The following is a 12,210-nucleotide window of genomic DNA, read 5'->3' on the forward strand; positions in this document are numbered from 1 at the left end:
ACCTTTCTTCCGTTTGATGTTGTTGGAAGCCCGCTATGTCGGTTATTGAACACTTGAAGGATTGCCATGAAGCTCTTGGAGATCACTTCGGTCAACTTTCAATTTCCCGTTCAGGTTTGCCGGTGTTCGCAATCGAGCATGGCCTCGACGCGGCTGCCTTACCGGTGCTCCGTCGGAAGGTTTCCAGACAGCTGGAAATTGATCCTGACCTGGCAGGAGTGGGTTGGGGCGTCAGCTACCTTCCGCTTGTCGTTATCGCTGCTGAGGTGGGATACAGATATCGTGGGACCGGGACTGATTTCTGGCCATTGCTTGCGCGAGATCTTGAACTCGATCCGCGGTCAATTTCTCCTGCGAATCTATCACATCTCTTCGAATTGTCGCACCGGAAATTTGGCCTTGCCCGACCCGGCGACAGTCCCTGGGAGCAACACTTCCCGCACATTTCCTGGCCGATCGGCAATGCTGCAGTTCCACTTGAGGTGCAAGGGCCGCTCGCCTCGGCTTTAAGAGCCGCTGTCCGGGCCGGTATTTCCCCGGACAACAAGGATACTCTTCTCGGCTATGTCCGCAATGTCGCTTCCGGGCAGTCAGGCCGACGTTTTGAAAACTGGTTGCAGCGAAGCGATCTATCGCGCGAGGTGATGGCGCGACTGCTTGATCCTGCTGCAGATGGCTGGCTTACCGAAATGTTCGTCCGCCGGCTGGACGCAGACGTGCGTCGCGATGTCGAGTCATGGCGGGCTATCGGCGAAGCGAGGCGCCTGACAGCGCGAAGATCCGGGCGGCAGGCTGAAGTTGCTGCGTCGAGATTCGTGGTTGTGCTCGACGGCGATATCGTCGTCAGGCTTTCAGTGAGAGGGCCGGTCCTGACTGCTGAACTTCGTGATCAGGTTGTCGCTACCCTGCGAATGCAGGGAGATGTTCTCGGGACTACAATGTCACGGGACGTCATCCACCTTCGTCACTTTCTGGCGGGAGGCGAGCTGGATCTCTGTACGACCGCAGATTGGCCCGATTCACCCCTGCGGCGCGGCGATGGAGCGAGTGCCCTGTCTTCACAGGCCGCACAGCTCATGGACGGCCTGCAGCCTGAACAGACAGAATTTTTCCGGCTGGAAAATGAATCGCAAGCAGCCATTGCACTCTCGCACGGTGAGCAGATCGAGCAAGATTCAAAAATTGTCAGGATCAGGAATGACGGCGACGGCCTGTCCATCATCCAGAGGCTTGACGCATCTTCGACAAAAGATGTCGAGATTCTCAGAAAGCACGGTCGGAGCGTGCGTAGTGGCCGGCCCATCGTCTTATCGGGATTGCCAATGGCAGGGACCGGCGGTCATTTCTCGACCGGCTTTCCGTTACTGGCGAGAAAAACATCCAATCAGACAGCGCTGGTACTTGATCAGAAAGCTGCGGCGAACGACTGTCTGGCCATTGATGGATGCGAATGGGCAATATTCATGCCTGAGATTGGAGAGCATACAGTAGGTCCAGAAGGTTCTGATGAGGCTTCCCACCTGCCGTTCTGGATGGTCGATCCGCCTGACATCGACGCGGCGAGTATTGCCCTCCATCCCGCCGGTGCCACGCTTACCGACCTGATGGAAGGAACACTCGAAATCCGGATCCGCGCGCCTCTTCCGCTTGAAAATGTTGCGGTCCAGATCAGACTTGTGGTGGCAGGTGAAGAGGATCTCGTATCGGAGGACACGATAGACCGGTTACCAGTCCACATCGCCGGACGCATGCCCCTGCTCAGGGATCTGAGAACATCGCTGACAAAGCGAGGCATCGCGTCAGCAGCCGCTGCCCGCCTGCACGTTCGTGTGGAGGGGGTGTTGGCAGAACAGTTTGTGCTTCTGCCGGCGACACACCTTTTCCTCTACGATGAGCAGCGCCGGTCGTGGAGCGACGCGCAGGACAGCGAGCGGAAAGTCGCCTCGCGGGTGGCAACGCTTTCAAAGCTGTTTCCGTCGAAATCAACTGCTGCAAATGAGGAATTCACGCTGCTTCTCCCTGACAGCGAAAACTGGGGAGCTCTCGGGGCAGGCAAGATTTTTCATGAGAAGAACGTGTTTCGTTTGGGGCAGACGGCATACGTCCAGCCTCAATCTCTTCGCACGGTGAGAGAAGCATCCTCAAGGGATGGTGTTCCCGGTCTCGATGAGATGACAGGCGCCTATCTTGCCTGGCGCCTTGCAGAGGCCGGCGACCCGGTTGCTCATTGGTTGCAGCATAAGGCTGCTGACAGCCTTGAAGCCGGTCTGGTGGGCCTTCTCTGCGGGGACAAGTGGCGCCAGATCGAGGAGCGCCTGAACCTTTCGGTCCTCTCGCCCGCTGGCGCACTCTACATCAGTGCGGAACGACACGGGCTTCTGTCCGGCGACGATCTGCCATCGGTCTTTCGCTCGCCTGATGCTGTCTTTCTTGCTCGAAGGATCAGGATCCGTCTCCATCAGGCAATCCCGGATCACGAGACTGCAATAGCTGAATGGAATGACGACCTCGGAGGCGAGCTCGATCTCGCTGTAATCGAGGCCTATGAGGATTTGCGCAAGCACATGCTTGATGAAGGTCGCGATGCCTTCGAAGAGCCTGACATGAAGCGGGACGCGCGCACATGGCTGCTTGCGCTCGAGCGTGCGCGAGACATCCCTCATCTCTCGATGTTCAAGGCGCTTGTCCTTCCGAACCCGAGGTGGGAGTCACTTTCCATGTTTTCTTATGAAACGGCTACCGAGGATGAGATCATCGATCTACTCGACAGCTGCCATGTGGACTCTTTTCGCCGACCGGGATTGCGTTGGATCGGACGGCCGGAACTTCGGGCAATTCTGGAACTGTGGATCTCACCACGAAGGCTTCTCGAGGCGGGAGAATGGCAGCGATATTTGGCAAAGAGCCTTTCCGACATGCAGACGGCGAGGGCGGTGCGCTACGCAGCTCTGAGGCGGAAGCTCTCAAGACTCGATTTCCCTGAAGAAAGCTTGGTGTGATGGATCACTACCTGCGTTTTGTGAATTGCATTCAGGCACTAAGGCGTCGAACTGAAGCGCTGGGGATCGCGATGGGAGGTGCTTTGGGTGTTGCAGCCGACCCGTTACCCCACCAGATCGCGACGGTGCGTCGTGTGCTTTCCGATACAGATGTCCGCCACCTTCTTTCTGACGAGGTCGGCCTTGGCAAGACGGTTCAGGCGCTGATGATAATGAACGCGCTCAGATGGCAATATCCAAGGCATCGGGCATTGATTATCGCGCCTGATAATCTGCTCGCGCAGTGGCAGGAGGAATGCTGGATACGTGGTCATGTCATGCCAGCACTGGCAGGTGTCGCCTCTGACGAGGATTCCGATAAGAAACCGGTTTTGCTCGCAAGGCCTCGTGATCTTGTTCGTCGGCCAGGAGACGCAGAGCGGGTTGTAGAGCTCGATGACCGCAAGTTTGATCTGCTTGTTGTTGACGAACCCCAGACCATGCCACGGGAGATTGTACAAACGATCTCCCAAGCTGCTGACGGCTTCCGTCAGGTACTTGTCCTTTCAGCAACCCCGCGACTGGGCGACGCAGTGTGGCGTGATCTGATCATGCGAATGGTCGAGCCGGCGGCTGCCTTCAGGGCCCGCTTTGAGGATCGCGCGATCGGAGACATACTGTCTGATCGTGAGGCTCAGGCGCATTTGGCACAGGAGCCGCATACTTCCGGAACCTATTTGCAGTTCGCGGCAACACGAAGGGTCATCAGGAATGGAAGAGATGGCTGGGGAGCGTACCTTCCGGTAAGGCGCAACACGCAAGTCCTGATCCAGCCGCTTGCCGCAGAACGTGAACGTCATGCAATTGCTGCGGAGTTGCTTGTCAGCAATGACCGCAGCGGGGATATGCAAGGTCGACCCTGGACGTCCGTTCGCGCTTTACAAAGAAGTGCCCGGGCAGCAAGAGATGTTCTGGCGGAAATCGCCAGCCAAGGTGGAGCACTGGGTCAAAAAGCGGAGCGTGCCCGTGCCGCATCTCTCGATGACCCCGGTGACAGCAGATTGGAGGCGTTGCTCGATCTTCTGTCTGAAGAGTGGCGAAACGATACGACAAAAGCCTTCATCGTTGTTTGTGGGGACAACCCGACAATCGATATGCTGAGAACCGCCCTCCCGCGTTATTTTCCTGATCTCACGGATCGCATTGGAATTCTGAGGCGGCCGGCCACTGCAGAAATCGAGGCCGTTACGAACTTACGTGAGGTCCAGGAAACGCTTGCGCCGTTTCTGAATGGCTCGACCCGCTTGCTCCTTGTTGGGGACTGGGTGCAGGCGGGGCTGAACCTGCATCATGCGGCGAGCCGGGTTGTATTTTATTCGATCCCTTGGGAAATGGAAAGCATCGACCAGCTAATCGGACGCGTTGACCGGCTGGGATCGGCGTCCACGCGCGAGAGAGGGCAAAGACAGGTTCGTATATGGCGACTTGTCCACGAGGGAGCTCAAGAGGCGGCAATTGCCGATGTTGCGTCGCAGCTCGGGGTTTTTGACGCGCCGTTGCCGCCGTTGTCTGATGATGAACGGAAAGGTGTGTACGAAGTCATGTCAAAGGCCGCCATCCGCCGTGCCGCGCCCGCCGGGCTTGCCAGGATAAATCCTGTATCTACCGGCCTTGTCACATCCCTTCAGGATCTGGATCCGTTTACTAAAGAAAACGCAATTGCCGCCTTCGAAGCGTGGGAAAAACAGCCTGTCGTTCAACCGGTGATGCTGAAGCGAAAGGTACATGGGCAGATCGAGAATTCGGAGGGAGCAATGCGCTCTTGGCTCGAGGTCATTACCAGATCAGGTGACTTTGAAATTGGGACTAGGCCTGATGGGCAAGATTCCAAATTCCGGTTCGGAACTTTCTGGTACTATCGCCTGAACGGGAGAGGGCGCCCTGCTTACATACCTTTCACCCTTCCCGGGACCAGAGCCGAGAACTGGATGTCGGATCACCAGCCTTATATTATCCAACGTTCCCGGATACCGTCACCACCACGAAAAACCGTAGTCACAGATACTGGAGAAGATGCGGCTCGGCCTCTTCACTTTCTTGATCACGGCAGCCTGCTTCACGACGCACTGGTTGAGGGATACATTTCGGAAGGTCGGAAAACCTTCGGGACAGCCCAGCCCGTCGTTCATTCCACGGTGACGCTTCCCGAAGGACATCCGGCAAACGGACAGCCTCCGACTATGGTCACTGTGTTGGACTTTGATCCGTTTCCCGACGAAATGCTTCCGCCTCTATGGTCTCCCGCCGCCAAAGCAATCTTTGCGACTGCAGTAACAGATGTCCAGCGCGAGGGACTCGCTAACGATCGACTGTCACTTCATTTTATGGCGCGTGCAGTTCAGCGTTGGGTTCGTTTCAAAGTCCCAGCACAACTCTGCAAGGTTGCTTCGTCTGAAACAGCAGGAAAATGGACGGACGTCGCGTCTGATAAAATTGATACCATTCTACGACCCCTGGTGTTTGGAACACACGTCCAATGTGCGAAGGGTAGAACACCCGTCCGGCCTTTTTTGAAAACCGAGATATTAGGTGCAGTGAGACGCCGGCAGACTGATATGATGAATATCAAGATAAAAGAGCTGGATGACAATGCTCGATCCATTATTTCTCCACTTTCGGACTCATTACAATCTAGATTGACTTTTCATTGGCAAGAAGAATCCTGGAACCGTGAAGTAGCGCTTGAACGACGAAAAAAAGCGCCGATGGACACCGGACCGCGCGAATTGAGGTTCGGCCAGATCGCGGCGCTGGAGCGATCTCTCGAGATGTCACGTCTCTGCGAACAAGAGAGTTCACATATTCTGAGGAACTTCATGGTTACCGAGCGCGCGCTTGAAGTTGTTAAGCCGTTAACGATTATGCTTGCGTTCGTAGAGCAGGTTTGAACTCTGTAAGCCTGCCCATAGACATAGAAACCTACGTGAAAGGCCGCCGCGAAACTGCGTTAACCGGTGGAACATTACATTCCCTGATGTGCGACCAGTACACCGCCCAATGGCAGAGGCTCTTACCAACGCCAGACGAAACAAGAAATAAAGGATGTTGGCATCAGACGCAGATTTCGCGAACGCAATTCAGCTGTTTCAACCAAAGAGCAATATTCGCCTCACCCAGGGAAATATGGCTAGTCGTCACTGGACCAGTTTCAGAAACTCCCCGATATTCACCAGCCATTCCTGCTGATCTATGTGATAGGTCGTGTGAATGCTTTTTGGCAGGACGAGACGCAGGGACTGTGCCTGCATTTCGGTGGTCTGGGTTCTGGAAATTGACGGCTCAAGGGTCAGCAGATGCTTTTCTGAAATCCTGTTTGCTTCAGCCAGCACCTGGCGCCAGCGGTCTTTACAGGTCGTCTTGACTGCCAGCATGCGAAGGTTTTCTGCGGGGAAGGCGGGATTGGCATAGGACGCTTCATCCGGAAACAGAAAATCTGCCGCGTTGCGTTTCTCGGTGGTTGCTTCACGCTTATAAGCAATCTTGTGTGCTTTCAGCACCGCTTCCACATGATGAGCAAACGCATAGCCTGCGCGTGACTTGCGCCGGTTCTGCACACTCAATGAAAACGACAGAAAGCCATCGACGTCTGCATCACCATTGTGCAGGAAGCCTGCTTTCAGTCGCTCGGCCACGACAACGCGCTCCATGTGGCGGAACAGCGCTTCCTCATGCTCCATCCATGCAGTGAGGGCACCGTCAGGATCTGCAAGCGGATCGACATCTTTGAGTGTTTTGCGGGCGAACTCTGAAAATTTCGCTGTTCCGGGAAATATGTTGCCAAAGCGGGTAATCAGCAGACTGAGCGCATCGGGTTCGGGTTCTTCCGTTTCAATGCCGAGCTCATCCAGAATAAACTTTGCGGCAAGGTCAACATCGCGCCCACCGTCATTGGCAATATTCTGCTGCGAGAGCTTAAAATCGGTGGTGAGTTGCAGTCCGAACAGCCAGAGAAGCTTCTGCTCGATTGAGCTTCCTGACGGACACAGGATTGCCAGAACCTTGCGCTCCGCTGTCATGCAGAGGAAGAGTGTATCGCCAGCCTTTGCGCGGTAGACAACGCTTTCCGCAGCTGCGGGGTAAAAGAGGCGATACTCCGGTGCGCGATGCGTTTGCCTCTTACGGCTGTTGTACCACGTGCCGGTCAGTTCCAGTCGCAGTGGTTCGTCCTGTTCGTCATCCATCCAGATATAGGTGAGGGGGATTTTTTCTTTCTCGTCCGGCGTGCCGACAAAGGCCCGGAAAATATCAACCCCCTGAAACTCGTGTCCGTTGGAGACAGTCGGATCAACTTCGGTACCGCGAAGAACCTTTGCACCAGCACCGATAAAGTATCCCGATAAATAACCCCGTCCAGCCACGTTCAGTCCGCCCCAATTATTCGTCTAAATCTGTACGCCGCGAATCTGCAATTCCCTGTCGTCAGTCAAAAGCCAGCGGCCGAGAGTGTCAATCACTTCCCCGGAGGATCTGCGGGTCTTTCCCTTCAGCGCGCATTCCCAGATGAGTGCAATACGCCAACCGGCATTTCTCAGTTCTGTAAGATTGCGCTCATCACGGGCGACATTGCCACCAATCTTTTCACGCCAGAACGCTTCGCGCGTGGCTGGCCAGTGAAACAGATGGCAATCATGTCCGTGCCAGAAACATCCATTGATGAATACGACTGCGCGATATTTTGCCAGTACAAGATCGGGTTTGCCGGGAAGTTTTTTTGCATGCAGGCGGTAGCGGAACCCGCTGGCATGCAGTCCTTTGCGGATCATCAGTTCCGGCTTTGTATTGGTAGCGCGTATCGCAGCCATGTTGCGGCTGCGCGTCGCTTTATCATGAACGTCAGCCAACCTTACGTGCCGGTATTCTGCTTTGCGCAATAAGCTCCAGAATATAGGGCTGCATAATCCGTGCAACCTCGGCAAAGACCGGAACAGCGACCGAATTGCCGAACTGCTTATAGGCCTGTGTGTCAGACACAGGTATGCGGAAATCATCATCATATCCCATAAGTCGCGCACATTCGCGTGGTGTCAGGCGGCGCGGGCTTTTGCCTTCACCACGGTTGATGAGGATTTCTGATCCGTCCTTATAGTAGCGGGCTGAAAGCGTGCGTGCGATGTGTTCGGGGCCGACAAGACCAAATCCAAAGCCATTGCCCTTTGCTTTGTGTTTGGCTGCATAGTCCTGCAGATATTGCCAGAGTTTGTCTGTGAGGATGTACTTTTTATTGACCTCAGCAGAGGCGCCCATTGTGAACTCCCCTTCCGGCTTTTCGCTGCCATCTTCCGGATGCAAAATTGAATTAAGCCGTTTTGCGCCATAAGCAGGCAGTTCAAGTGCATCAAAGCTGAAATCGACCGGTGTGCGGAAGCCGACAATGACAATACGCTCTCTGTGCTGTGGCACAAAATGCCCGGCATCGATCACACAGGTATGGATTGAATAGCCAAGCTCTTCTTCGAGCTTACGCCGGATCACGCTGAATGTCCGGCCTTTATCGTGGCTTTTCAGGTTCTTCACATTCTCCAGAAGAAATGCTGCCGGACGGTGATGCTTGAGAATACGCAGAACATCAAAAAACAACGTGCCCTGTGTTTCATCGTCAAACCCGTGCGCGCGGCCCAGTGCATTTTTCTTGGAAACGCCGGCAATCGAGAAGGGCTGGCAGGGAAAGCCTGCAACCAGCACATCATGGTCAGGCACCTCATCGGCTGCCACTTCCCGGATATCGCCAGCAATTGGCCGGTTATCACGGTAATTGGCGTGGTAGGTCTTCTGGGCATATTTATCCCATTCGGACGTGAACACACAGCGCCCGCCCACACTTTCCATAGCGCGCCGCAATCCGCCAATACCTGCGAACAAATCGATGAAGGTGAACGAACTATCGCCCGATGGCTGACGACGTTTTTCCGCTTCGCTGCGTAAAACATTCACAACCGCTTTTCGTGGGGTTTCCTCGCCGCGTCGCCAGCGGTAGATATGCCCCTCGGAATAGCCGAGAATCTCTGCAGCGTCTGCAACTGACAGCCCGGATTGCTGGAGAAGACTGTCGAATTCGGTCTGCATGTTCGTGCTCCGCTTAGCATATTCCCTGGGAATATTTCTGACATGAAGTCAGCAAATCACCCGTATTATGCGAACATAAAGAAAACTTTCTCTTAATGCCATCATCTCTATTGAGAAACTATGTGGATATTGGTGCGCATCTGTCTTGTGCAGCGTGACGAAAAATCAAAGCTTGTAAATCGCGTTATCGCACCCGTAATCCGACGCCGCCTCAGTGAGACCGGACATCGCTTCAATAAGTTAAATGTGATCTTTGTCGATTAAATATTTAATATTTACAATCGTTTCGATATAAACAATCCTGTGACGAGCACATAAATGTCTGACGGTGTTTAATCAATGTGCAAAAAGAAATGATAAATGAAAGTTGAAATGATGAAAACAAGTAAATTTTGTAAAATTATATCTTTGAATGTATTGATATTATCTTCGTTGTACTCGAATGCGTTTGCTAGTTATGGCTTTTATGTTGGAAAAAATCTGACTGAAGACGGATCTGTATTGATTGGTGGTACAGGTGAGGAAGTTTCGGGACATTGGTTGACTGTTGTGCCAGCTAAAAAGCATCCCAAAGGTTCGACAATGTCTGTAGGAGCAACTGATAAGGCCTATATGCCAGGCAAACTCATTGAAATTCCTCAGGTTCCTGAGACTTTCAAATACATAAACATGAATTATAGCGATTTCGAAGGCTTTCCAGCACCGCTGACCAATGGCGGTTTGAACGAGCACGGCGTGGCGGTACGGGATATCTGGTCGAACTCACGCGACGAACTGGTTGAAATGACACCAAACCCGCAAACGGGTCCCCAATACAGCGATCTGGCACGCATTGCTTTGGAGCGTGCTAAAACAGCGCGTGAAGCCGTCGAGATTATCGGCGATCTTATCAATGAACATGGTTATACGACCTACGGCGGTAACTCGCACCTGATTGCCGATAAGAATGAAGGTTGGGTAGTACTTCAGTTCGCAGGCGGCAAAGGCTTATGGGTCGCTGAACGCTTAGGTCCAGATGATGTGCGCGTTTCATATCCTGGCTATATTGGCGATATTCCAGCCGACATAACTGACAACGAAGACTATATGGCATCACCAAATTTCTATGATTTTGCTGTCGAACAGGGTTGGTGGAAACGGGATGGCGATAAGCCGTTTAATGTTCATGCCGTCTATAGCGAACAAGACCGCCCGATGCGAACCGGTCAAAAGCACTGGACAATTGAAACCGTGGAAAAAGAACTCCACGATATGGCACCGGTCACACTGAAAAAAATGATGAAACTGGTCCGTGATCCGCGTGTATCAACTGAGCGTTCCGGTTATGGTGAAGTTGCTCAGCTGCGTGATACAGCGCATTCAGGTTTGAATCTGCTGTGGGTTGCGCCAACAGGTTCTGTCACTGCGCCGTTTGTGCCCTATCATATCGGGATCGATAAGGTCATCCCTGAGTATGGCATTCACAGATACCTGTTTCGCGATGCTGGTTCCACATTCCTCAACGCCGACTATCAGTCGCAGGAAGCCACACAGTTTGCGGGGCGCTTGTTTAAGCGGATTATGTACCATGCGTGCGCAAATCCGGAAACAATCATGCCTGAAATAACGCAAGCCCTTGAGGCCTTCGAAGCGAAGCAAATCGATGACATTCCTGAAGTTCAGGCGACAGCTGATATCCTTTACAAGGCTGAAAAGCCGGAGCTGGCTTCTAAGTATCTGACGGATTACAGCGTGCGTCAGTCAGAACGAGCATTAGACCTTGGTGAAGCACTGCTTGCGTCAATCGAAGCGCGTTCGAAACTCCTCTACGGCATTGAAACCGCTGAAGGCACGGCTATCAATGCTGAAGGGACTGACATGCCATGCCGTAAAAAGTAAATTCCACTAACCAAAATAAATACACTCAAGCTGATGCACGGACCTTTTTGATGGTTCGTGCATTCTTAGGTTTCGGCAAAAAGTCGAACGATTTGTCTCAACATCTGGTTCATAAATCTAATTGTCATCTTTTTACACGTTCGTTAGCTTCACTCACTTAGAACAACGCGTACTACCAGACGAAAACGCATAATTTGGATTCAAGAATTATTGTAAAGCCGGCCGAAATAAAGGTTCCAAACGACTAGGGATTTCCGTAGTTCAGAATAGAGATAGTTCCATGGCTTTTTGGGGGATCTCGTAAGAGGATTTCAAGAAGCCATATCCAGTTCTGTGCGGGCGTTGAGCTGCGGATGCCAATATTCGGACGTTCCTTTTGCAGGTCCATAGTCATTGCTGAGGTAAGTTTTGCGCTTGCTTTGGTGAAGTACCCCCAAGTGCACCAATGAAGCTCTTTAAGAATGTTTTTGACCGGCAATCATGGTCAGCCTGATTAAAATGGAGCCGATTTTTTGTGCCACCTTGGCGATAGATATCATTCATACAGATCGTCGCGCAGCGTTTCGAGCTGAAGCTCTAATTCTTTTCGCTCAGGCACTGGCGGTGAAGTGTTCTTGCGTTTCATGATTGCGGGAGCCTCCGGACCAAGTAACTGGCTTTTCCAGTTATACAGTGTCGGTCTGCATACGCCGAGCTTTTCGGCCAAAGCCTGCGCGCTTTCTTGCCGATTATAAAGTCCGACGACGCCAGCCTTCTTCAACGTCTCCGGATATCGTGGAGGAGCAACTTTACCAACTGTAGCTGCTTGAGCTTCAGGAAACGCCTCACGAACCCATGCTGTCAATGTCGCACGACCTGGATAGCCCATGGCGCGCATCGTTGCAGAAACACTACGACCATGCGTGCGGTAGTGCTCAACAGCGGCTTCCTTCTGCGCCTGTGTGAACTTAGAAGCTCGGGGCGAAAATCCTGCACGCAGATCAAGATGGTGCTCATATTCCAGGCACCAGCCCTTCAGCGCATTCTTGCTTGGATAGCCCAGCTGGCGAATAGTCGCTTTCGCGCGCTTGCCCAGCTTGATGTAAAGCGCAACTGCTCGCATCCGGTCTTCGTAGGAATACATGAACTACCTCCTTGATAGTCCAAGTTTTCGTCCGCACCCCGCTCTCAGCGGCAATCAACAGATAGAACACAAGGTGAATGTAAAGAAGTAATATTTCCTGTTGTTCAC

General features: G+C 53.0%; 6 protein-coding genes and 1 pseudogene. 3 read left to right on the forward strand and 4 right to left on the reverse strand.

Annotated features, from left to right (window positions below):
* The first annotated feature begins 35 nt into the window (after positions 1 to 35).
* Both ACSME1_RS21360 and ACSME1_RS21365 read left to right on the forward strand, forming a co-directional pair.
* The gene (locus tag ACSME1_RS21360) at positions 36 to 2,999 is read left to right on the forward strand and encodes a hypothetical protein (RefSeq protein ID WP_435655471.1); all 2,964 of its coding nucleotides are present in this window, start codon (positions 36 to 38) and stop codon (positions 2,997 to 2,999) included.
* On the forward strand, positions 2,999 to 5,926 hold the full coding sequence (locus ACSME1_RS21365) for an SNF2-related protein (protein ID WP_435655472.1): 2,928 nt from the start codon (positions 2,999 to 3,001) through the stop codon (positions 5,924 to 5,926). The genes ACSME1_RS21360 and ACSME1_RS21365 overlap by 1 nt, the downstream gene beginning before the upstream one ends.
* A 246-nt stretch (positions 5,927 to 6,172) precedes the next feature.
* On the opposite strand, the gene ACSME1_RS21370 is transcribed toward ACSME1_RS21365, so the two are convergent.
* The 3 genes from ACSME1_RS21370 to dcm are packed head-to-tail and all read right to left on the reverse strand — an operon-like array spanning position 6,173 to position 9,101.
* Positions 6,173 to 7,396, reverse strand: coding sequence for a type II restriction endonuclease (locus tag ACSME1_RS21370; protein WP_435655473.1), 1,224 nt, complete (start codon positions 7,394 to 7,396; stop codon positions 6,173 to 6,175).
* Positions 7,397 to 7,420: 24 nt separating this feature from the next.
* Positions 7,421 to 7,840 (reverse strand): very short patch repair endonuclease, encoded by a 420-nt coding sequence (locus ACSME1_RS21375; protein WP_435655474.1) that lies wholly within the window; start codon positions 7,838 to 7,840, stop codon positions 7,421 to 7,423.
* Between the two features lie 31 nt (positions 7,841 to 7,871).
* Positions 7,872 to 9,101 (reverse strand): DNA (cytosine-5-)-methyltransferase, encoded by a 1,230-nt coding sequence (gene dcm, locus ACSME1_RS21380; protein WP_435655475.1) that lies wholly within the window; start codon positions 9,099 to 9,101, stop codon positions 7,872 to 7,874.
* 360 nt (positions 9,102 to 9,461) lie between these two features.
* On the opposite strand from dcm, the gene ACSME1_RS21385 reads away from it, so the two are divergent.
* Entirely contained in the window at positions 9,462 to 10,979 is a 1,518-nt protein-coding gene (locus ACSME1_RS21385; RefSeq protein WP_435655476.1) for a C69 family dipeptidase, read from the forward strand.
* Positions 10,980 to 11,523: 544 nt separating this feature from the next.
* Here the strand turns inward: ACSME1_RS21385 and ACSME1_RS21390 are convergent.
* A pseudogene (locus ACSME1_RS21390) lies at positions 11,524 to 12,102 on the reverse strand (transposase); the annotation flags it as partial.
* Between the last annotated feature and the right edge of the window lie 108 nt (positions 12,103 to 12,210).

Source organism: Brucella pituitosa, from assembly GCF_965577835.1.
GTDB classification, from domain to species: domain Bacteria; phylum Pseudomonadota; class Alphaproteobacteria; order Rhizobiales; family Rhizobiaceae; genus Brucella; species Brucella pituitosa.